Raw genomic sequence first — 21,441 nt, forward strand, 5'->3', positions numbered from 1 at the left:
TGACGACGTCTGGCGGGTCCGGGACCCGGTCGCTGCGCATCGCTGGATGGAAGGGCGATCGAGCGGGGACCGACCGCTGCGGGGTCGTGGCCCCGGTGACCTCGCGACTATAGCAAGGTGGACGAAAGGTGAACGAGCGCCTCCTGCCGCGCGTCGGGGCATCGTCGGCGGCAACACGGCGAGGATGCCGACCAGGAGCCGTCGGGCCGTGCGAGACATCGGGTCGTGGCCGTGCCGCAGCGCCCGCCCGGGGCGGATGATCCCGGTACTCTGCAGGGGTGGAATCCGCAGCCGACACCCTCGACCTCCCCGGCATGGCCGAGACCGACGCGCCCGCCCAGCCGGCGGAGCGCGACCCCGACCACCCCCATCCCGGACAGTGGCGACTGACTGCCGTGCAGGTCTCGAACTGGGGGACCTTCCACGGCACCCACGACCTGGCGATCTCCTCCAAGGGGTACTTCCTCACCGGCGGTCCCGGCACCGGCAAGTCCACCCTGTTGGATGCGATCAGCGCACTGCTGACCCCGCCGCGCACCCTGCAGTTCAACGCCGCCGCCTCCGATGCCGGCCCGAACCGTTCGAAGTACCGCCGCACCGTGGCCAGCTACGTGCGCGGCGCCTGGGCGATGGCCTACGACCAGGCCACCGGAGAGTTCAGCCAGGAGGTGCTGCGGGAGAAGACCACCCTGTCGGTGCTGACCCTGCGCTACAGCGACGGCAGGGGCGGCACCGTCCAGCTCTCCCGGCTGCTGCTGCTGCACGCCGGCCATTCCGCGGACTCCGACGTCAAGAGCCTGTACGTCATCGCCAGGACGCCGCTGGACGTCACGGACCTGCGCCAGTTCGTCTCCACCCAGATCGAGGGCAAGGCGCTCGAGGCCGCACATCCGGGCACCCAGACCTTCCGCCAGTTCCGGGAGTACCGCGCCGCGTTCAGCCAGCTGCTGGGCATCCCGGACGAGAAGGCGCTGGGGCTGCTGCACAAGATCCAGTCCGCCAAGGAGCTCGGCGACGTCAACGCGCTGCTGCGCGACTATATGCTCGACGCCCCGCGCACCTTCGAGCTCGCCGACCAGGCGCTGGCGAACTTCCAGAACCTCTCCGAGGTGTACGAGGCGCTGGTGACCGCCCGCGAGCAGCGGGAGCTGCTGCGCTCCCTGCGCGGTTCGCACGAGGACTGGACGGCCATGCGCGAGCGCGGCGGCGCGCTGGTGGACCGCCGAGCGGACATCGACGTCTTCGCCGCCCAGCACCTGGTGCGGCTGCTGGGGGACGAGACCGGCCGGCTGCAGCTCGAGCGCGACCGGCTCGAGGCCCAGCAGCGCCGGCTCACCCAGGACGTGGCCGAGGCCCGTTCCGACCTCGCCCAGCTCAAGGAGCAGCGCAAGCGCGCCGGCGGCGGGGAGATCGACGACTGGAAGCAGCAGATCGCCGGTCTCGAGGTGGAGCGGGAGCGGCGCCGCGAGCGCGGCACCGAGTTCGCCGCCCAGCTGGCCACGGTCGAGCTGCGCACCCCGGCGGGGGAGGACATGTTCCTCGCGCTGCAGCGCGAGGTGACGGGGCTGCGGGAGTCCCTGGAGGATGAGGAGAAGGGGGCCGACGCCGCCCGCTGGGAGGCCGAGGCGGCCGTCCGGGAGCTGGGCCAGACCCTCGCCCGCACCCGGGAGGAGCTCACCTCCCTCACCAGCCGCGCCTCGAACCTCCACTCCGAGGACGTGGCCCTGCGGGACCACATCGCCGCCGAGGTGGGCATCGCCCCCACAGAGCTGCCCTTCGCCGCCGAGCTGCTGCAGGTGCGCACCGGCGAGGAGGAGTGGACCGCCGCCGCCGAGCAGGCGCTGCGGGGACTGGCCCGCTCGATCCTGGTCCCGGACCGGATCTACCGCGAGGTCGCCGCCGTCATCGACCGCACCAAGCTGCGCCGCCGGATCTCCTACAACCGGGTCAACACCGATCTGCGTCGCCCGGCGAAGACCATCGACGCACGCTCCCTGGCCGCGAAGCTCGAGGTCAAGGACGGCGAGTTCCACGTCTGGCTGTCCCACGAGATCGCCTCCCGCATGGACTACACCTGCGCGGAGAGCCTCGAGGAGTTCACCCGGCTGCACCGGGCCGTGCTGCGCTCCGGGCAGATCAAGCACTCCGCCGCCCGGCACGAGAAGAACGCCGACCGGCAGATCAACGACCGCTCCCAGTGGGTGCTGGGCTTCGACAACCGGGCCAAGCGTGCCGTGTTCGAGACCGAGCGCACCCGCGCCGAGCAGGCCCTGTTCGAGGCCCAGGCCCGGCGCAAGGACGTCGAGACCGACCGTGAGCGGCGCCGCGAACGCCTCTATGCGCTGCAGCTGATCAGCGCTGTCACCTGGGACGAGATCGACGCCGCCTCGGTCGCGCGACGGGTGGCGAACCTGCGCGACATGGTGCGCGCCGCGGAGGACGGCTCCGCCGCACTGGCCGAGCTGGCCCGCCAGATCGACGATGTCGAGCAGTCCATCGCCGGCAGCGACGAGGAGCTGCTGGAGGTGGTGCGCAGCGCCGGCAAGCTCGCCGAGCAGGCCGAGCGCGCCGAGGAGCGCCTCGCCGAGGCCCGTGAGCGCGTCGCCGAGTCGGCGCTCGACCCCGAGGTCGAGAAGGAGCTGGCCGAACGCTTCGCCGCGATCGCCCCCGCCCTGGTGCTGTCCACCATCGACCAGGTCACCAAGGACGCCTCCGCGACCCTGGACGCGGAGCTGATGGGCCTGACCCGCCGCACCTCCCGCGCCGAGGAGGACATGCGCACCGCCATGCGCGAGTTCTCCCGGCGCTGGCCCGCCCAGGCGGGGGACACCGCGCCGACGCTCGAGGGGGTGGACGACTACCTCGCCATCCTGCTGCGGATCGAGGAGGAGAAGCTGCCCGAGGTCGAGGACCGCTTCTTCGAGTTCTTCACCGGCAACACCCTCGGTGACGTGCAGGCGCTGGCCACCGCCATCGCCCGGGAACCGGCGGAGATCCGCAAGCGCCTGCAGCGGATCAACACCCTCCTGGCACAGGTCGAGTTCCACTCCGGCCGGTTCCTGCAGCTGTCGATGCGCCCGGTGCACCTGGCGGCGCTGGACGAGTTCAAGCGTGCGCTCGAGGAGGCGGTGGCGGACACCGCGCTCAACGACATCTCCCGCGACCGCGACCTCGCCGAGGAGCGATTCCTCTCGCTGCGGCACCTGATGGACATGATCGGCGCGGCCCGCACCCGCGACGACCAGGTCTCCCGGGTGATCCTGGACGTGCGCCGGCACGTGCACTTCCACGCCGAGGAGGTCGACGCCGAGGGGACCGTGGTCCACGCCCACGAATCCGGCGGCCCGCTCTCCGGCGGCCAGAACGAGAGGCTCGCCACCTTCTGCCTCGCCGCGGCCCTGCGCTACCAGCTGGCGGGCACCGGTCAGGAGGTGCCCCGGTACGCGCCGATCATCATCGACGAGGCGTTCTCCAAGGGGGCGGGCAAGTTCATCACCGCCGCCATGGAGTCCTTCCGCCACTTCGGCTTCCAGGTGATCCTCGCCAACCCCGGCAAGAACCCGCAGGCCCTGGCCCCGTTCATCGGCGGCGTGGGCGTGGTGTCGATCCGGCAGGACCGCTACTCCTCGGTCGCGCCGGTGGAGTTCGTGGCGACCGCTGCCGCGGAGTAGGGCGCGGCGTCGATGGGGAGTTCTCCCCATCGGCAGCGGCCCCCGGAGCCGATACTCTGGGCGACCACCGCGTCGGCCGAGCGGTGCAGCGTGACGCCGCCGCCCCCGGGTGCGGCACGAGGGTGGAAGGTGAACGGCGATGTCAGCTCTCCCCTCCGGCGCACCCGCGGCGATCCCCGGTCAGGACGAGACCCATCAGCGCATGCACGACCTGCTGACCTCGGTCACCACCGCGGTGCTCGAGGAGCAGCCCGAGCTGCTCGACTTCCATGATCACCGTCCCCAGCGGGACCGCTCCTCCGGTGACTCCTGGCACGGGCTGCAGACCCTGTGCCACGTCAGCGCGCTGCTGGCCAGCACCGGCCGGCCCACGAGCTCCGAGAGCGCCGCCGCACGACTGCTGGAGACGGTGCACCAGACCGCGGCCTCCTGGGGGCTGCACCGCCGGTCGGAGCGGACCGGGGCGGGGGTGATCGCCGCCAGCTGGACGAATGCGTCCGGCGACCTGCTCGAGATGATCCTCGGCGTCCGGGTGGCGGTGCGCGCGATCAGCGCCCCGTTCCTGCCGGGCTCGCTGACCCCGATGGCCACCACCAGCCCGGCCTCGGCACTCAGTCCGCTGACCCCGCCACCGCGCCTGCTGCGCTGATCCGCCCCCGCGCCGCCGGCAGCCCCGACCGGGCCGTGTGCATCGGCGTCCGTGCGTCGACTCCGTGCCACGACTCCATAGCCCGCGTTGCTACCCTGGCCGGATGCTCGAGCCGTCGCCGCGTCGCCCCTCGCGCGCACGTCCGGGGAGCCTGGTCGCGCGTGCGGCGGCGCTGTGTGCGGCTGGTCTGCTGGCACTGTCCACGGCGCTCCCTGCCGCGGCGCTGGGGGAGGACGGCACCTTCGAGTTCCCGGCGGAGACCCGGACCCTGCACATGGTCCCCAGCTCGATCACCCGCATCCCGCTCGTCGCACTGATCGAGGACGATCTCGAGGACGAGGTCGATCTGGAGTCGGCCCAGCTGGCCCTGCCCGCGGGGGCGGGGGAGAGCACCCTGGCACGGATGAGCCTGGACGAGGATCTCCGCAGCCTCGAGGTGCGGGGCGAGGGGACCTGGACGCTGCTCGGTGAGCAGCTCGTCTTCACGCCGCTGTTCGGTGTGGAGGGGCCGAGCGCACCGATCGAGCTGACCATCGGCGGGCTGCACGAGGGTCGCTCGCAGCCGGTCCGGCTCACCCCGGAGCTGCTGGAGCTCGAGGAGATCACCGCGCGCGGCTCGGCCGGCGAGGCGAAGCGCATCGAACTCCCCGGCGACGTGCCCGCTGAGGGCTCCACCCGCCTGGAACTGGGAGGCCTGCCGTCCGGTTCCACGGTGCTCACCGACGGCAGCCGGGTCACGGTCCCCGATCAGGGCACCTGGCAGCTCACGGCCGACGGCGGCTCCCTCACCCACACCCCGGTCGGGCCCGGGCTCGGCCGGCAGCTCGACCCGGTCCGCTTCGTGATCGAGGACGACGAGGGCGCGGCGGCACAAGCCGGCAGGGTCACGCTCTCGGTCCCGATCATCTCGGACCTGGACTGGTCCGCTCCCTATGGCCAGGACATCCTCTTCGTGGTCGGCGAGGGACAGCAGTACGTCGACCCCGAGACCCTGCGTCTGCAGCCGCTGGGACCGCCGGAGTCCCATCGGGCCTCCGAGGACGGCACCGAGGTGGTGGTCGAGGGTCAGGGCACCTGGGTGCTGGACCGCGCGGCGGCCACCGTGCGCTTCTCCCCGGAGAGCGCAGAGGTGCACGAGACCGCGCCGATGGGCATCACCGGCGGCGACGGGGAGGGCCACACCGCCTCGACCGCGCAGCTCAGCACGGCGTACCCGATCCTGCGGTCGCGGACGGCGGCCGCAGCGCCCGGCACCGAGATCAGCATCGACATGAGCACCGGCAGTCAGGACGTCAGCTCGGACTCGCTGCGCTTCGATCCGGCGGCGGCGCCGGAGAAGGCGAGCCTGGCCGAGGACGGCTCCGAGCTGACCGTCGCGGGGGAGGGCACCTGGCGGATCGACGACGAGACCGGCGCGGTGGAGATGACCCCGGTGGACGGGTTCACCGGCACCTCCACCCCGGTGGGCGTCATCGCCCGGGGCGTCTACGCCGACAATCTCGTCCAGGCCACCGTGAGGGTGGTCGTCTCCCCGATCATCGCCACGCCCCGTGACGACGAGGGACGCACCGCCCCGCAGAACCCGGTCACCGTGGACGTGCTCAGCAACGACACGGCCGGCAGCGGCGACCAGCCGCTGAAACCCGAGACGCTCCGGATCAGCTCCCTCGCGGCGACCAACCTGTCCGAGCTCGAGAACGGTCGCGGCACCCGGCTGCTCATCCCGGGGGAGGGGACCTACTCGGTGGGGGACAACGGCACGGTGACCTTCGAGCCCGTCGAGGGCTTCACCGGCCGCACCACACCGATCAGCTACCACGTGCGCGACAGTGCGGGCGTCCCGGTCCGGGCCTCCCTGGTGGTCGACGTCGACCCGAGCCTCAGCGCGGCAGAGGAGCCGGTGGCCGAGGTCAGCGGCATCAACAGCCTGCTGGTGGGGCTGATGCCCGGCACGCCCGGCACGTCGGTCCTCTTCGGCACCCTGGTGCTGCTGCTGCTCTTCGGCGGCGGGGTCTCGCTGTGGATCGGGCTGCGCATGGAGACCGACCGCCGCGCGTGGGAGGACTGAGCGACGTGCTGGCGAGGGACGAGACGGTAGGAGCTCAGTCGGTCGGGCGCAGGACTGAGGCTCAGCAGCCCTCGGGCGCGTCCACCGGCTTCTCGAGCGCGGCGGAGGCCGCCGACTCCTCCTCGAGCCCGATGAAACCGTCACCGATCAGCACCTTCACCGCGTTCCCCTCCTGCTGCTCGTCCAGGCTCAGCTGCGCTCCCTGGATCTGCACCCTCACGGACTGCGCCGCCAGGTAGCCCTGGGGACCGTGGACGATGGTGGCGGGGCCCGTGGCCCCGCGGGTGTTGCCGGGACTCTCGACCCCGTAGCCCCGCTCGGCGAGCTGCTCGGAGACGTCACCGGCCAGGCCGCTGCGGCTGGTGCCGTTCAGCACGGTCACCGTGACCTCGCCGGGCGGCAGCGGGACGGCCTCGGGCCCCGGGCAGGAGAACTCCACGGGCTCGTCGCCGAAGGACTTCTGCTCGATCACCCCGGGATCGGCCACCGGTTCGCGCAGCTCGCCCACCGCGTAGACGCCGATCGCGATCAGGGTGACGGCGAGGATCGAGAAGATCGTCAGCTGCGCGACCCGGAGGCGCCGGGTGCGACGCAGCCGCTGGTCCCGGCGGCGGACGTCGTCCGAGGAGCGGCCGTACGGATGCGCGTCGTGGTGGGAGCGGCTCATCTCAGTCCAGGGGGCGGTAGCGGATGCCGAATGCGTCCAATCGCGGCAGGTGGGCGCGCAGGCGCTCCTCGAACTCCTCCCAGCTCTGCTCCGGGGAGCCCCAGGCCCGCTCAGCGAGGGCGCACATACGGGGGAAGGCCATGTACTGGACCTGCTCAGCGGTGGGCATGTACTCGGTCCACAGCTGGCCCTGGATGCCCATGATCAGCGTCTGCTGGTCCTCGCTGAGCTTGTGGGGCGAGAACTTCGCGGTGTAGACGTCCTTGACGGTGGTGAGACCGCCGATCGCGAGCGGCTCGTCCTTCGGGCTCGCCTGATAGTGGTCGAAGTAGGTGTGCTCGTTGTTCGCGATGATGGTGCGGAAGCCGCGGGAGGTCGAGTCCTTCACCCCGTTCCCGTGGCGCCAGTTCATGATCACGGTGTCATCGGGCAGGTGGCTCTCGAGGACCTCGTCCCAGGCGATGACCCGCTTGCCCTTCTCGGCGAGGACGTCGGCGGCGAACTGGGTGAAGCGCCCCTGGATCTCGGAGACCCGGGTCAGGCCCCATTCGTTCATCCGGCTGCGGGCGGCGGGGGAGCGCTCCCACTCCGCGCGCGGGCACTCGTCCCCTCCGATGTGCACGTAGGGGGCGGGGAAGAGGTCCGCGACCTGGGTGAGCACGTCGCGCAGGAAGTCGAAGACCGTGTCGGAGACCCCCAGGACGTGGTCGGAGATCCCCCAGACCTCACGCACTCCGAGCTGCTGCTCGGGGAAGTTCCCCAGCTCGGGGTAGGCGGAGATCGCCGCCTGCATGTGACCGGGCAGGTCCACCTCGGGCACGATCATGATGCCGCGGCGGCGGGCGTACTCGACCAGCCCTGCCAGCTCCTCCTGGGTGTAGGAGCCGCCGTGCGGGACGCCGTCGAAGGTCCAGGACTCCTCGTCCTCGCCCATGTGACCGACCAGGGACTGCTCGCGCCAGGCCCCGACCTCGGTCAGCCGCGGGTACCCCTTGATCTCGATCCGCCAGCCCTGATCGTCGGTGAGGTGGAGGTGCAGGACGTTCAGCCGGTGCAGCGCCATCGCGTCGATGAGGGTCTCGATCTCCGCCGGGGGGAGGAAGTGACGGGAGACGTCGAGGTGCATGCCGCGCCAGGCGTGCTTGGGCCGGTCCGAGATCGTCACGCACGGGATCGAGCCGTTGGTGCCGGTGACGATCTGGGCGAAGGTGTTGCGGCCGTCGGCCAGCGCGGCCTCGCTGCCGGCGCTGAGGGCGGCACCGGTGGGCGAGATCGACAGGGCGTACTCGGTGGCCGGGAGGGCGTCGTTGAGGCCGACGGAGAGTCCCTCCCACGGAGCGCTCGTCTCCCATGTGCCGTCCGACCACACGACGGACTGGGGCAGCGGGACGAGGGCGAGTGGATCGGGCATTGCTTCTCCTGGTAGGACGACGTCGACCGTGATCAGCTCCAGTTTGCCACGGGGAGGCGGCTCCCCGTGCCCGGAGCCGCCTGCCGTCGCTCGCAGCTGGTCGGCCGCGCCGCCGGGGCACTGCCGGGGCCGCGCCCGCGGGCCGGATGCACGGGAGCCCGGTCGGCATGGCCGACCGGGCTCCCTCACGCCGCCCTGCTCCTTCCCGTTGACGCTCTCGCGTCGAGCAGGCCGTCGTGGCCTTATATCCGTCTCCTGCGGACCGCCGGGATTCTCAGCGGTAGGTGACGAACACGTGCGGTGCGTTCCACATGGAGCGCTCGACGACCTGCTGGCGCGATCCGGAGGCGTCGATGATCCTGCCGTTGCCCACATAGATGCCCATGTGGCCGTAGTCGTTGCCGGTGTAGGCGACGAGGTCGCCGGGCTTCGCCTCGGACCGGGAGATGATGCGCCCGCCGAAGACGTAGCCCTTGGCCGTCTTGCGCGAGAGGTTCACCCCCGCCTGGTTGTACGCGTAGTGCACCAGTCCCGAGCAGTCGTAGCCGGTCGAGGGCGACTCGCCGCCCCAGTGGTAGCGGGCACCGAGCTGCGAGCGGGCCGCGTCGATGATCGCCTGCCCGCGCACGGAGACGCCGCTGACCGGCTTCCGGTCCTCGTCCCGGCCGCCGGCGTCCGCGGAGATGCGGACGTCGCTGCCGAGGGCGTTCCAGGTGCGGGGGCCGACGATGCCGTCCACGCCGATCCCGGCCGCGGACTGCAGGGCGCGCACGGCGCTCGCGGTGCCGCGTCCGAACACGCCGTCGACGGAGATCGAGGCGCCGCTCGCGTTGAGCGACTTCTGCAGCGTCGTCACCGCGGCTCCGCGGTCGCCGTGGCGGAGCTTCGGCTGGGTGACGGAGGCGGACGGCGCCGACGGCACCGAGGTCCCGCCGCCGACGGCCACGCCGCCGCTCAGCGCCGCCCACGTCTTGGGGCCGACGACGGCGTCCACGCCGATCCCGGCCGCGGACTGCAGGGCGCGCACGGCGCTCGCGGTGCCGCGTCCGAACACGCCGTCGACGGAGATCGAGGCGCCGGAGGCGTTGAGCTGCTTCTGCAGGGTGGTGACGGCAGAGCCGCGGGACCCGAAGCGGAGCGTGGGCTGCGAGCTGCTCGCGGCCGGCTTCGTGGCGATCGCGCCGGTCAGAGAGCCCCAGGTCTTGGGGCCCACCACGCCGTCGACGCCGATACCGGCCCCCGACTGCTGGCTCCGGACGGCCCGCAGGGTCGCGGAGCCGAAGACGCCGTCGACCGTGAGCGAGGCACCATGCGCGTTCAGCTGCTGCTGGAGGTGGGAGACGGCGGCGCCGCGTGCCCCCAGCCGGAGCGTGACCGAGGTGAACTGGGACTGGGTGGCCGGGGCGACGCTCGGAGCGATGCCGCGGACGGTGCCGACGGACGAGGCGACGGGCGCCTGGGCCGTGGCTGCTGCGCCGCCGGTGAGGACGGCGGCCGCGGAGACGGCGCCGACCATGGCGGCGCCTCCGACGCCTCGACCCACGGGGGCGGTGAGCCCTCGATAGTCGATCACGGCACGGCCGGATGCCCGGTGCGTGCCTCGTGGAGCGGTGGGGAACATCGTGGTTGATCACTTTCTCCGTCGCCACGCACGCGGTGCACGGCGCCGAGGGCGACGCGCACGCGAGAAGCGCCCGTCACCCAGGGAAGAGGAGGAAGCAACCGGGCCGGTGACGGGGAGGCGGCAGCCCGGTGAGCGCCGCCTGAGCAGAGTCGGCACCGCTGGACACTGTATGTGCAGGTGACGGGGAGGCCACAGGGGAGTTTGCATTCCGCCCCACATATCTTTGCGAAGATTTTGCCAAAAAGGGCGGAATTCGTCCGTGTTCTCCTCGGAAATTGAATTGCATTATGGTAGTTACACCATTGTCATTCGGGCGCGGACAGCGGGCGCGCTCCATGATCCCCGAAGAGGTCTGCAGGTCAGAGCCGTCTCATTTGTCTATTATGTCCATTTCGGAATGCCCTCCGGAATGCCTCGGAGCGGTAAGCGGGACGCGGTGCGCGAGAACGGGTCCGGGGCCGGGGGAACGCCGGCGGGAGCATTCGGGAATGAGTGAAGGGCCGGGGATCGTCATGCGATCCTCGGCCCTTCTCGATGGTCGGGGTGACAGGATTTGAACCTGCGACCTTGCCGTCCCGAACGGCACGCGCTACCAAGCTGCGCCACACCCCGGTGATGCCTCGCCGGAGCGGGTCACCGAGGAGAAACTCTAGCAGGCTCGGTGAGTGCTCACCGCACCGGCGAGGGCTTCGGGGCGCGCAAGGTGAGCAAGGTCGCCTCCGGAGGCGTGAACAGGCGGTAGTTCGAGTAGGGGCTCGCGCCCATGCCCGCGCTGACGTTCAGGGGCACTCCCTGCCAGGTGGACAGGCCGCGGGCCTGCCGACGGGGGATGTCGCAGTTGGTCACCAGCGCGCCGACGCCCGGCACGCGCAGCTGACCGCCATGGGTGTGTCCGGCCAGCACGAGGTCCGCGCCGTCTGCGACGAAGGAGTCCAGCACCCGACGGTAGGGCGCATGCGCCACCCCGAGCCGGAGCACGTTCCCGTGCGCGGGCAGCGGCGTCGACGGGGGCAGGGGCGCCGGCATCTCGTCGAGCTCCAGGTGCGGATCATCGACGCCGACCAGACGCACCTCGAGCCCACCCAGCTCGATGCTCGACCTCGTGTTGGTCAGATCCCTCCAGCCGTGCTCGGAGAGCCGGTCGGTGAGCTCGCCGACCGGCAGCGTGGGCTCCCCGGGATCGGTCAGCCCGGCGGGCCGTGAATCGGGCAGCAGGTAGCGCGCGGGGTTCTTCGGCATCGGCTCGAACATGTCGTTGGAGCCTCGGACGAAGGCGCCGGGGCGCTGCAGCAGCGGCGCCAGCACCTCGGCCAGCACCGGGATCGAGGCGGCGGAGGCGATGTTGTCGCCGGTGTCGATCACGAGATGCGGCCGCAGCAGCGAGAGGTGCTCGAGGAAGTCGAGCTTGCGCTGCTGGTCGGGCATCAGGTGGATGTCGCTGAGGTGCAGCACGCGGACCGAGCGCGTGCCCGGCGGCAGGATCCGCAGCTCGACCTCCCGCAGCGTGAAGCGGTGGATCTCGATGTGGCGCGCCCAGACGTGGGTCGCGGCGGCGGCGCCCAGCCCGAGGCCGCCCACGATCCCGGCGGCCGCGAGGGCCGGCCGCACCTCAGCTCCCTCCGGAGGACTGGCGGATGACCACGGTCTCGCCCTCGGGCAGGCGGGTGCCGGCGGTCGGATTCGTGCCGATCGCGTACCACTTGCCCACGGAGCTGCTGGACTCGTTGCGCACCTCGACCTGGTAGCCGGCCGACTCCACCGCGCTCGTCGCCTGGCTGAGCACCATCCCCGAGACGTCGGGGACCACACCCTTCCGGGCCACGTCGGAGGAGGGTGCGACGGGCTTCTCCGGCGCCGCCGGGAACGCCTTGCTCGGCAGCCCCTCGTGGGCGCGGATCATGTACTCCTGCCAGGTGGGCAGGGAGATGGTGTTGCCCCAGACGTGCCCGCTGCGGAGCATCTTGCCGTCGACCGAGAAGCCGCCGGGACGGATGTTCGCGTTCGGGTGGCCGAACCACACCGCGGTGGACATCTGCCGGGTGAAGCCGACGTACCAGGTGTGGTACTGGGAGCCCGAGGTGCCGGTCTTGCCGCCCGCGGGGTGGCCCTCGATGATCTTGCCCTTGCCGGTGGCCCGCGGGTCCTCGAGGTCCTGCTGGAGGGTCCACGCCATGACGTCGGCGACCTCCTTCTCCACGGCCTGGTGGCAATCGGCGCCGGAGATCTCCATCGGCTCGCCGTGGCGATCGAGCACCTCGGTGATGCCCTGCGGCGAGCAGTAGGTGCCGCCCGCGGCCCAGGTGGCGTAGGCGGCCGCCATGGTCAGGGCCGAGATGCGCACCTCGCCGAGCACCAGGACGGCCGGGGCCAGCTCGACGCCGTACATGTCCTCGATCGGCATCTCCCAGGTGGACTGGTCGTAGGGGTCGTAGCCCGCCGGGACCACACCGATGTTGCGCGCGGTGTTCGCGATCTCGCAGAGGTCGAGCTGACGCGCCATGTCCGTGTAGGCGGTGTTGATGGAGAACTTGGTGGCGTTCAGGACCGTCTCCATCGGGCTGATCCGCACCGAGACCGCGTTGTCCGGGTTCCAGGCCGTCGCGGAACGCCAGGCGCCCCGGGGCAGGCACTTGGCCGGCGACCGGGAGATCGGGCGCCGCTCGGTGCTGACCTTGTCGTAGATCGTCCGGTCGTGCTCGAGCCAGTCCTGCAGCACGAAGGGCTTGAAGGTCGAGCCGACGGGGAAGCCGTTGCCGCCGCCGAGGGACTTGGGCACGTTGTAGTTGATCGCCGTCTCGCCCGGACCGACCTCCGCGTACGGGTTGAACGTGCGGTTCTGCGCCATCGTGAGGATGTTGCCGGTGCCGGGCTCGACGGTGACGATCGAGTGGCCGAAGCCGCTCTCGGAGTCGCCGGGGAGCTTGCGCTGCAGGATGTCCATGGCCGCCGCCTGGGTCTCCGGGTCCAGGGTGGTGCGGATGGTGAGGCCGCCGCCGTAGAGCAGCTCGCGGCGCTCGTCGTAGGTCGGGGCGAAGGCCGGGTCGTTCAGCAGGGAGCGCGTGACGTAGTCGCAGAAGAAGCCGCTGGTCCCGGCCGAGGCGCAGCCGGCCCGCACGTTCTGGATGTCCAGCATGTCCTCGACGGGGATCGAGGTGTACTTCTCGTACTCCTCGTCGCTGATGTATCCCTCGTGGTGCATGTCGTGCAGGACCTCGTTGCGGCGCGTCTCGCCCGCCTCGGGATGGGAGACCGGGTCGTACGCGTTGGGGCCGTTGGTGATGCCCGCCAGCAGCGCCGCCTCACCGGGGTTCAGGTCCGCGGCGTTCTTGTCGAAGTAGTGCCGGGAGCCGGTCTCCACGCCGTACTGGGAGGGTCCGAACTGGGCCACGTTCAGATAGGCGTTGAGGATCTGGTCCTTCGTCCACCTCTTCTCGAGGGAGAGGGCGAGCTTCGCCTCGCGCAGCTTGCGGCTGTAGGTCTGCGCGGTGGCGGCGATCTGGTCCTCCTGGTCGCCGCGCTGGACGGCGTCCATCAAAAGGGCGTTCTTCACGTACTGCTGGGTGAGCGTCGAGCCGCCCTGGGTGGCGCCGCCGGCGGCGTTGGAGGCGAAGGCGCGGAGCATCCCCTTGGGATCCACGCCGCCGTGCTCGTAGAAGCGGCGGTCCTCGACCGCGATCACCGCGTGCTGCATGTGCGGGGAGATCTCCTCCAGCGGCACCATGATGCGGTTCTCCGAGTAGAAGGTCGCCAGCAGCGAGCCGTCCGCGGCCTCGATCCGGCTCGCCTCGTTCAGCGGCTCCACCTCGAGCTCGCTCGGGTACGAGTCGAACAGCGCGACGCCGTCCTTGGCGACGGCCGAGCCGGCCGAGACCATCGGCAGGAAGAACGCGGCCATCAGCACACCGGCGAGTGCGGAGACGGCGAGCATCCCCAGCAGCAGGTAGACGGTCTGCAGCAGGGCGACGGGGAGGGAGCGGCCGGAGGCGGGCGCGGACGTGGTGCGGGCCATGGTCACACACTACGGGCAGTGGCGGACTCCGGACCATGCGGCATGCCACCCGCGCCGAATCTTCACTGTTTCGTGCCGTGCTCCGCAGGCGGTCCGGCCCGGCGGCCGTCGGAACCGGAGAGCTCGGCGGCCACCTGCACTCCCGGTCCGCAGGTCAGCTGGCAGGGACCGGTAGGTCAGCCGGCAGGGACCCGGATCTTTTGCCATGTGGCGTGAGTCTCCTTACAGTGAGGGCCATGAACGGATCAATGTCGATCCGCCACCTGGGAAGGGGTTGCGAATGACCATCGGGGAATCTCCCACGACCACCGACTCGAGCTGGGCGACGCGAGGCGCCTGCGTGACCATGGAACCCGACGGCTTCTTCGTGCAGGGTGCTGAACAGCATGCGGTGAAGCTCGCCTGCGGGGCGTGCCCGGTGAAGACGGAATGTCTGGCCGACGCCCTGGACAACCGCGTCGACTTCGGCGTGTGGGGCGGAATGACCGAACGGGAGCGTCGGCGGCTGCTGCGCCGCCATCCCGAGGTGAGCAACTGGTGGGCCGTGCTGCGCCGCGCCGAGAAGGGAGCGATGGGCGGCTGAGGGTCCCCGCGCGGCCCCGATATCCCAGGTAGGCTCCGGCCATGAGCACTGTGACCCGCTGGGAGTACCTGACCGTTCCGCTGCTGATCCATGCGACCAAGCAGATCCTCGACAACTACGGCGAGGAGGGCTGGGAGCTGGTCCAGGTGGTGCCGGGGCCGAATCCGGAGAACCTGGTCGCCTACCTCAAGCGTCCCCTGGGCGAGGGCTGAGCCGGTGGACGTCGCCCCGCGCAGCACCCGCATCCGCGCCCGGCTCGCCGAGCGCGGGCTCGCCCTGCCGGCCGTCGCCGCGCCCGTGGCCGCCTATGTGCCGGCCGTCGCGAGCGGACGCCACGTGCACACCTCCGGCCAGCTGCCCTTCGTGGACGGCGCCCTGCCCCTGACCGGCAAGGTCGGCGCGGAGGTCACCCCGGAGCAGGCCGCAGAGCTGGCCGCCGCCTGCTGCCTCAACGCCCTGGCGGCCATCGAGGCGCTGGTGGGGGATCTGGATCGCATCGTCCGGGTGGTCAAGCTCACCGGGTACGTCGCCTCCGATCCCTCCTTCACCGCGCAGCCCACCGTGATCAACGGGGCCAGCGAGCTGCTCGGCGAGATCTTCGGCGACGCCGGCTCGCACGCCCGGGCCGCGGTCGGCGTCGCGGTGCTCCCGCTGGACGCCCCGGTGGAGCTCGACCTGCTGGTGGAGCTCGACGGCCCGGCCGTCCCGACCGGCTGAGGACGGCGAGGTGGACGAGCACGCCCCGCAGCGAGATCCCGGTGGGCCCGCGGTCGAGCTGATCGCGGTCCGGGCCGAGAACCCGGGCCCGATGACGCTGAGCGGCACCAACAGCTATGTGCTGCGCGACGGGGACCAGGTCTGGGTCGTCGACCCCGGTCCCCGCGACCCGGAGCACCTCGCCGAGCTGCTGCTGCACTGCGGGGCGGAGTCCCGGCCCCAGGGGGTGCTGGTCACCCACCGGCACCTCGACCACACCGCCGGGGCCGCCACCCTGGCGCGGCAGCTCGCCGCCCGCAGCGGGGACGAGGTGCCGCTGTGGGCGGCGGACCAGTCCGCGGTCCCCGGCTCACGGCCGCTCCCGGCGACGCTCGCGGGCGATCACGGAAACGTCGGCCACCTCATCCACCTGCCCGGCCACACCTCCGACTCGATCGCGGTGCTGGTCGACGGTGGGCGCCTGCTCAGCGGGGACACCCTGCTGGGCGGCTCCTCCACCGTGATCGTGCCGGACGACGGCGGCTCGCTGGCCGACTACCTGCAGTCGCTGGCGATCCTGCGGGCGATGACGGTGGATGGCCGCATCGGGTCGATTCATCCCGGGCACGGTCCCGTCCTCGAGACGCCGCTGGACGCCCTCGAGGCGATCGAGCAGGCCATCGCGCATCGCCGCGAACGCATCGAGCAGGTGCGTCGGGCGCGGACGGCCGGCGTGCTGACCATGGACCGGCTGCTGCGAGTGGTCTACGGACCGGATCTTCCCGAGCAGCTGGAGGGCGCGGCACGCTGGAACCTCCGGGCCACGCTCGATCATCTCGCCGAGGAGCGCTGAGGGAGCGGACCGCGGGGGCCGCTGCCCGGCCGCGACACGCCGACGGGACGGGGGCACCCGCAGCACGCGGGCACGCCGGGACCACCGAACTCGCCCGTCAGCGGGCGAGATCGGTGGTCCCGGCGTGCGTGCCGGGGCTCAGAGGCCGCGGCCGGCAGCTGTCAGCGAGCGCGGCGGCGCAGCCGCTCGACGTCGGAGATCAGGACCGCACGGGCCTCGAGCCGGATCCAGCCGCGCGAGGCGAAGTCCGCCAGCGCCTTGTTGACGGTCTCGCGGGAGGCGCCGACCAGCTGGGCGAGCTCCTCCTGGGTGAGGCCGTGGGCGACCATCACGCCGTCGTCGGTCTGGCGGCCGAAGCGCTGCGCGAGGTCGAGGACGTTCTTGGCGACGCGCCCGGGCACATCGGCGAAGACCAGGTCCGCGAGGGACTCGTTGGTCTTGCGCAGACGGCGGGCGAGCGAGGCGAGCAGGTGCCGGCCCACCTCGGGACGCTGCGCCAGGACCCGGTACAGATCCTGCTGGGACAGCGAGTAGAGCGTCGACTCGGCGACCACCGTGGCGGTCGCGTTGCGCGGCGCGGGGTCGAACAGGGACAGCTCACCGAGGGTCTCGCCGGGGCCGAGCACGGCCAGCAGGTTCTCGCGGCCGTCGCCCGAGGCGTGGCCGACCTTCACCTTGCCGGAGCCGAGGATGAACAGCCGATCGCCCGGGTCCCCCTCCCGGAAGATGATGGCGCTGCGGTGGTAGTCCTCCTGCTTCATCGACGCCAGCACGGCCTGCTTGCCGTCCTCGTCGAGCGCAGCGAACAGTGGTGATGACCGTACGATGTTCTCGTCCACGGAACCTCCTGAGTGTGGGGCCCCGAGTGTCGGGACCGTGCTGTGCGACTCGATGTGTCGTGGGCCACGAACTGCGGTGGCCACCGTCACATGATGGTCAAACACTACCGTGCCGACGCCGTCCGGTCCTGCCACTCGCCGAAGGAGAACCAGTGCAGATCCCGAGGTCGACCCATGAGGCCGGGGCCGGGCCCCGCGCGCAGCGGCCGGCCGACGCCGCCGCGGTCGCCTCCCGGCTGGCGGCTCTCCACCCCGGGGCGCGGACCGAGCTCGACCATCGTGATGCCGTCGAACTCCTGGTCGCGACGGTGCTCTCGGCGCAGACCACCGATGTGCGCGTCAACCAGGTCACCCCCGAACTGTTCTCCCGCTGGCCGGATCCCGCAGCGCTCGCCGGGGCCGAGGAGACCGACGTCGCCGAGGTGGTGCGACCGCTGGGGATGGGGCCGACCAGGGCGCGTCGGATCATCGCGCTGGCCCGCGGGCTGCTCGCCGACCACGGCGGACGGGTCCCTGACGACCAGGCCGCCCTGGAGGCGCTGCCCGGCGTGGGGCGCAAGACCGCGCACGTGGTGCGCGGCGCCTGGTTCGGGCACTCGCTGCTGGCGGTGGACACGCACGTCGGCCGGGTGACCCGCCGCCTCGGCTGGACCACGCGGACCGACCCCCGCACGGTCGAGGAGGACGTGGTCGCGCATGTGGAGGCCGACGGCACCGGCGCCGACGCCGAGGAGCTCACCGTGCTGGGGCTGCGGCTGATCCTCCACGGACGGCGGGTGTGCACCGCGCGGGCGCCGCGCTGCGAGGAGTGCGTCCTGGCCGATATCTGCCCGCGGGTGGGCGTGGCGTGAGCGCCGCGACGGCCCACGGGCCCGGCCTCCCGGCCGAGGCCGCCTTCCTCGCCCCCTTGGCCGAGCGGGCGCGGCGCGGGGACGTGCTGGTGCGCCGCGACATCGACCCGCGGGATCCGCGCCAGGGGGGCGGCGGGGTGGTGCGACGCAGCGCCGTGCTCATCCATCTGGCCGGCACCGGCCTGCACGATGCGCAGCTGGTGCTCGAGGAGCGCGGTCACTCCATGCGCTCCCAGCCCGGCCAGTTCTCCCTCCCCGGCGGCGGCCGCGATCCGGGGGACCGCGACGACGTGCACACTGCTCTGCGGGAGGCCGCGGAGGAGACCGGCCTGGATCCCGCCGAGGTGCTGGTGCTCGGCGCCTTCGCCCCGATCCCGATGCCCTGGCGGTCCCAGGCGGTGACGCCGGTGCTGAGCTGGTCATCGGCGAGGCCGCCGCTGGGCGTGCAGGACCCGTTCGAGGTGGAGCGCGTGGTGTGGGCGCCGCTGGCGGGGCCCGGTTCCCTCACCGATCCCGCCCACCAGCAGCGCGGGATGCTCCGCGGCTTCGGCGTGGGTCCCGCCTTCGACCTCCCGGGCGACGCCTTCGTCTGGGGCTTCACCGCGATGATCCTGGAGAAGGTGCTCACCGGCCTGGGTCTGGAACCGGTGCCGTCCACCGCACCGGTGCGCGAGATCCCGCCCGAGCGCCGCCGCTGATCCGCTCCGCGGTGGCCGTGGTCACCTCGGCAGTTCCTGCTCGCCCGAGGTGGCCCGGGCACGGTAGACTCGAGTGTTGCCGGACGGTCTCCGGCAGCCCTTCGGGGCGCACACGGAGCGGCCGGCACGGACGCTCCGCCCGGGCCCCGGGAACCAGTACTCGCAGACCGATGAGCAGCAGACAAGGAATGGGATCCAGGTGCCACGCGGCAAGGTGAAGTTCTACGACGCCGAGAAGGGCTTCGGCTTCATCCTCGATGACGAGGACGGACAGAGCGTCTACGTGCACGCCTCGAACCTGCCCGAGGGAGTCGACTCCCTCCGGCCGGGCGCGCGCGTGGACTTCGACATGGTCGACGGTCGTCGCGGCCCCCAGGTGCTGTCGCTGCAGCTGCTGGAGCCCGCTCCCTCGGTCAGCCGCGCCCGGCGGCAGAAGCCCGATGAGATGGCGGGGATGGTCGAGGATCTGATCCGCCTGCTCGATGACGCCTCCAACGGCCTGCGTCAGGGGCGCTACCCCGACCGCGGCCACTCGCAGAAGATCGCCACCGTCCTCCGCGCCGTCGCCGACAATTTCGAGGCCTGAAGCCATGACGTCACCGACCACCGCTCCCCGCCGCGCCCGCACCGCGCGGCCCAAGCTCGACGCGATCGCGGCCGCGGCCGTCGAGCTCGCCCGCGAGGCGCTGCTCGAGGTCACCGAGCCGGGCCAGGTCGGTGAGCATCTCCGCGTCGAAGCGAGCGGAGAGCGGCTGGCCACCCACGTCTTCGACTGCACCATGCCCGGGTACCGCGGCTGGTCCTGGGTGGTCGTCCTCACCCGGGCCTCGCGCGCCAAGGCCGCCACGGTCGCCGAGACCGCGCTGCTGCCCGGCGAGGACGCGATCCTCGCCCCCGAGTGGGAGCCCTGGTCCGAGCGGCTGAAGCCCTCGGACGTCGGCGCCGACGATCTGCTGCCCTACCGTGAGCAGGACGAACGGCTCGAGCAGGGCTACGAGGCGACCGGCGACGAGGACGCCGACCGGGTCGCGCTGTGGGAGCTGGGCCTGGGGCGCCCCCGGGTGCTCTCCCCGGAGGGCCGCAGCGAAGCCGCCGAGCGCTGGCTCGAGGGCGATTTCGGTCCGCGCCAGACCTCCGGCCGCGGCCGTCGCGGCACCGTCGCGGCGAACTGCACCAGCTGCGGCTTCTTCACCCAGCTCTCCGGGTCCCTGCGCCGTGAGTTCGGGGTGTGCACCAACGAGTGGTCCCCGGCCGACGGTCGCGTGGTGCACCTGAACTTCGGCTGCGGCGCCCACTCCGAGACCGGTCAGCAGGGCGACGATCCTGAGATCCCGCGCAGCAGCGGCGTGATCGTCGACGAGCTCGACGTCGAGGTCGAGAAGGCCCCTGCCGACGACGCTCCCGCGCCGCAGAACGGTCGCGCCCCGCAGGATCCGGCCGCCGACGTCGCCGAGGGCACCTCCGCCGGCGTCGCCGAAAGCACCTCCGCCGTCGCCGTCGAGGGCGCCTCGACTCCGCTCACGGAGGTCCCGGAGGCTGACTCCCCGCAGGACGAGGCGCCAGGCGCCGACGCCTGACGGTGACTGCGCAGTCATGAGCGCCCCGCGTCCTTGAACGGACACAGGTCGCGCCCCGGCGCCGCCTGCTCAGCGCAGGGAGACGGCGATGCGGGCCAGCAGGGCCTCGATCGCCAGCAGCGGCGGCACGTTCCCGCTGATGCGGTCCCTCGCCTCCTGCACCGCCTCCAGCAGCCCCAGCGTGATGGTCCCCGAGCCCCGGCCGGCGGTCTGCTCGATCTCGCGGGCCACCTCGACGTTGACCAGCTCCGCCTCCGTACCGAGCTGACGGCTCAGCACATCGCGGAGCACGGAGTGCGCATCGAGCAGATACCGATCCAGCACGTCACGGACCAGCCGGGTCTGGCGGCGCTTCGCATCCTCCTCGAGCTGGCGCACCTGGGAGCGCAGGGACGGCGGCACCTTGCCGTCGTCGATCCCGGCCGAGCGCAGGAAGCGCTCCTTCTCCTCGGCCGCGACCACGTCCGCGTGCTCCTTCGCCTCGGCGGTGGCGCGATCCACCAGGCCCTGGGCGGCGAGCACCGCCTCCCCGGCACCACGCAGCGAGAGCAGGGTGCGGGCCGACTCCTCGCGGGCCGCCAGCGCGCCGTCCTGCGTGGCGTAGCGCAGCGCCAGGCCGATATGCCCCTGAGCGGCGCGGGCCGCGCGCACCGCGAGCTGCTCGTCGATCCCGTCGCGGCGACACAGCAGGTCGGCGACCACTGCGGAGGAGGGCACCGCCAGCGTCACCAGGCGGCAGCGGGAACGGATGGTGGGCGCCAGATCCTCCGCGGAGGGCGCGCACAGCATCCACACCGTCGACGGCGGGGGCTCCTCGATCGACTTCAGCAGCACGTTGAAGGTGCCGGCGCTCATGCGGTCCGCATCCTCCACGATCAGCACCCGCCGGTGGCCGGTGGCCGGGGCGCGCTGCGCGGTCATCACCAGCGCGCGCACCTCCTCCTTCGCGATCGAGAGCTTGTCGGTCGCGACCACGGTGACATCGGGGTGGGTGCCTGCGAGAGTGGTCCGGCACGCCCGGCACTGCCCGCATCCGAGCCCCTGCTCGCACTGCAGGGTGGCGGCGAAGGCCCGGGCGGCGGTGGAGCGCCCGGACCCGGGCGGGCCGGTGACCAGCCAGGCCTGGGCGAGCGAGCCCTCCGGGGAGGCGGCGCGGCGGAACTGGGCGACGGCTGCGTCCTGGCCCACCACGTCCGCCCACACACCGCCGGCCGGCGCCCCGCTGCCGCTCCGGGCCTCGGTCAC

General features: G+C 72.1%; 18 protein-coding genes and 1 tRNA gene. 11 read left to right on the forward strand and 8 right to left on the reverse strand.

Going from position 1 to position 21,441, the window contains the following annotated elements; translation table 11 throughout:
• Positions 1-278: 278 nt before the first annotated feature.
• The 3 genes from CFK38_RS17745 to CFK38_RS05480 all read left to right on the forward strand — a co-directional run bounded on the left by CFK38_RS17745 (position 279) and on the right by CFK38_RS05480 (position 6,388).
• Positions 279-3,671: an ATP-binding protein gene (locus tag CFK38_RS17745; protein ID WP_275542289.1), complete on the forward strand. Its 3,393-nt coding sequence runs from the start codon at positions 279-281 to the stop codon at positions 3,669-3,671.
• A 139-nt stretch (positions 3,672-3,810) separates the two neighbouring features.
• Complete coding sequence (locus tag CFK38_RS05475) at positions 3,811-4,320, forward strand: hypothetical protein (RefSeq protein ID WP_096802180.1); 510 nt, start codon at positions 3,811-3,813, stop codon at positions 4,318-4,320.
• A 103-nt stretch (positions 4,321-4,423) separates the two neighbouring features.
• Positions 4,424-6,388 carry an Ig-like domain-containing protein gene (locus tag CFK38_RS05480; protein ID WP_096802181.1) on the forward strand — a complete coding sequence of 655 codons (1,965 nt, stop codon included), beginning with the start codon at positions 4,424-4,426 and terminating at the stop codon, positions 6,386-6,388.
• Between the two features lie 61 nt (positions 6,389-6,449).
• Here the strand turns inward: CFK38_RS05480 and CFK38_RS05485 are convergent, their stop codons facing one another.
• The 6 genes from CFK38_RS05485 to CFK38_RS05510 form a co-directional block, all read right to left on the reverse strand.
• A complete protein-coding gene (locus CFK38_RS05485; RefSeq protein ID WP_096802182.1) occupies positions 6,450-7,055 on the reverse strand; it encodes a LytR C-terminal domain-containing protein in 606 nt (201 codons plus the stop codon).
• 1 nt (position 7,056) lies between these two features.
• Complete coding sequence (locus CFK38_RS05490; protein ID WP_096802183.1) at positions 7,057-8,466, reverse strand: beta-N-acetylhexosaminidase; 1,410 nt, start codon at positions 8,464-8,466, stop codon at positions 7,057-7,059.
• A gap of 274 nt (positions 8,467-8,740) precedes the next feature.
• Complete coding sequence (locus CFK38_RS05495; RefSeq protein WP_245851236.1) at positions 8,741-10,039, reverse strand: C40 family peptidase; 1,299 nt, start codon at positions 10,037-10,039, stop codon at positions 8,741-8,743.
• A gap of 586 nt (positions 10,040-10,625) precedes the next feature.
• A tRNA-Pro gene (locus CFK38_RS05500) sits at positions 10,626-10,702 on the reverse strand.
• 57 nt (positions 10,703-10,759) lie between these two features.
• Complete coding sequence (locus CFK38_RS05505) at positions 10,760-11,698, reverse strand: metallophosphoesterase (protein WP_096802185.1); 939 nt, start codon at positions 11,696-11,698, stop codon at positions 10,760-10,762.
• 1 nt (position 11,699) lies between these two features.
• Positions 11,700-14,099: a transglycosylase domain-containing protein gene (locus CFK38_RS05510; RefSeq protein ID WP_096802186.1), complete on the reverse strand. Its 2,400-nt coding sequence runs from the start codon at positions 14,097-14,099 to the stop codon at positions 11,700-11,702.
• 280 nt (positions 14,100-14,379) lie between these two features.
• Between CFK38_RS05510 and CFK38_RS05515 the strand changes: the two genes are divergently transcribed.
• The 4 genes from CFK38_RS05515 to CFK38_RS05530 are packed head-to-tail and all read left to right on the forward strand — an operon-like array spanning position 14,380 to position 16,231.
• Positions 14,380-14,682, forward strand: a complete 303-nt coding sequence (locus CFK38_RS05515) for a WhiB family transcriptional regulator (RefSeq protein WP_096802187.1) — start codon at positions 14,380-14,382, stop codon at positions 14,680-14,682.
• 41 nt (positions 14,683-14,723) lie between these two features.
• Entirely contained in the window at positions 14,724-14,894 is a 171-nt protein-coding gene (locus CFK38_RS17350) for a Sp36 family protein (protein WP_096798403.1), read from the forward strand.
• A 4-nt stretch (positions 14,895-14,898) separates the two neighbouring features.
• A complete protein-coding gene (locus CFK38_RS05525; protein ID WP_096802188.1) occupies positions 14,899-15,399 on the forward strand; it encodes a RidA family protein in 501 nt (166 codons plus the stop codon).
• 10 nt (positions 15,400-15,409) lie between these two features.
• Positions 15,410-16,231: an MBL fold metallo-hydrolase gene (locus tag CFK38_RS05530; RefSeq protein WP_096802189.1), complete on the forward strand. Its 822-nt coding sequence runs from the start codon at positions 15,410-15,412 to the stop codon at positions 16,229-16,231.
• 161 nt (positions 16,232-16,392) lie between these two features.
• Here CFK38_RS05530 and CFK38_RS05535 read toward each other — a convergent pair whose 3' ends face one another.
• Positions 16,393-17,070, reverse strand: coding sequence for a Crp/Fnr family transcriptional regulator (locus CFK38_RS05535; RefSeq protein ID WP_096802190.1), 678 nt, complete (start codon positions 17,068-17,070; stop codon positions 16,393-16,395).
• 152 nt (positions 17,071-17,222) lie between these two features.
• Between CFK38_RS05535 and CFK38_RS05540 the strand changes: the two genes are divergently transcribed.
• The 4 genes from CFK38_RS05540 (at position 17,223) to CFK38_RS05555 (ending at position 20,196) form a co-directional block, all read left to right on the forward strand.
• On the forward strand, positions 17,223-17,921 hold the full coding sequence (locus tag CFK38_RS05540) for an endonuclease III domain-containing protein (protein ID WP_338025021.1): 699 nt from the start codon (positions 17,223-17,225) through the stop codon (positions 17,919-17,921).
• Positions 17,918-18,619 (forward strand): NUDIX hydrolase, encoded by a 702-nt coding sequence (locus CFK38_RS05545; protein WP_096802191.1) that lies wholly within the window; start codon positions 17,918-17,920, stop codon positions 18,617-18,619. The genes CFK38_RS05540 and CFK38_RS05545 overlap by 4 nt, the downstream gene beginning before the upstream one ends.
• Positions 18,620-18,818: 199 nt before the next feature.
• Positions 18,819-19,205: a cold-shock protein gene (locus tag CFK38_RS05550; protein ID WP_096802192.1), complete on the forward strand. Its 387-nt coding sequence runs from the start codon at positions 18,819-18,821 to the stop codon at positions 19,203-19,205.
• 4 nt (positions 19,206-19,209) lie between these two features.
• Positions 19,210-20,196 (forward strand): DUF3027 domain-containing protein, encoded by a 987-nt coding sequence (locus CFK38_RS05555; protein WP_096802193.1) that lies wholly within the window; start codon positions 19,210-19,212, stop codon positions 20,194-20,196.
• 69 nt (positions 20,197-20,265) lie between these two features.
• Here the strand turns inward: CFK38_RS05555 and CFK38_RS05560 are convergent, their stop codons facing one another.
• Positions 20,266-21,441 carry a DNA polymerase III subunit delta' gene (locus CFK38_RS05560; protein WP_157773369.1) on the reverse strand — a complete coding sequence of 392 codons (1,176 nt, stop codon included), beginning with the start codon at positions 21,439-21,441 and terminating at the stop codon, positions 20,266-20,268.

This window comes from Brachybacterium vulturis (genome assembly GCF_002407185.1).
Lineage (GTDB): Bacteria > Actinomycetota > Actinomycetes > Actinomycetales > Dermabacteraceae > Brachybacterium > Brachybacterium vulturis.

What these genes read in the sequence shown, in the direction of transcription:
- CFK38_RS05475 (WP_096802180.1), top strand. Translation starts at nt 3,811, where the DNA reads ATGTCAGCTCTCCCCTCCGGCGCACCCGCGGCGATCCCCGGTCAGGAC.
- CFK38_RS05480 (WP_096802181.1), top strand. Translation starts at nt 4,424, where the DNA reads ATGCTCGAGCCGTCGCCGCGTCGCCCCTCGCGCGCACGTCCGGGGAGC.
- CFK38_RS05485 (WP_096802182.1), bottom strand. Translation starts at nt 7,055, where the DNA reads ATGAGCCGCTCCCACCACGACGCGCATCCGTACGGCCGCTCCTCGGAC.
- CFK38_RS05490 (WP_096802183.1), bottom strand. Translation starts at nt 8,466, where the DNA reads ATGCCCGATCCACTCGCCCTCGTCCCGCTGCCCCAGTCCGTCGTGTGG.
- CFK38_RS05510 (WP_096802186.1), bottom strand. Translation starts at nt 14,099, where the DNA reads ATGGCCCGCACCACGTCCGCGCCCGCCTCCGGCCGCTCCCTCCCCGTC.
- CFK38_RS05515 (WP_096802187.1), top strand. Translation starts at nt 14,380, where the DNA reads ATGACCATCGGGGAATCTCCCACGACCACCGACTCGAGCTGGGCGACG.
- CFK38_RS17350 (WP_096798403.1), top strand. Translation starts at nt 14,724, where the DNA reads ATGAGCACTGTGACCCGCTGGGAGTACCTGACCGTTCCGCTGCTGATC.
- CFK38_RS05555 (WP_096802193.1), top strand. Translation starts at nt 19,210, where the DNA reads ATGACGTCACCGACCACCGCTCCCCGCCGCGCCCGCACCGCGCGGCCC.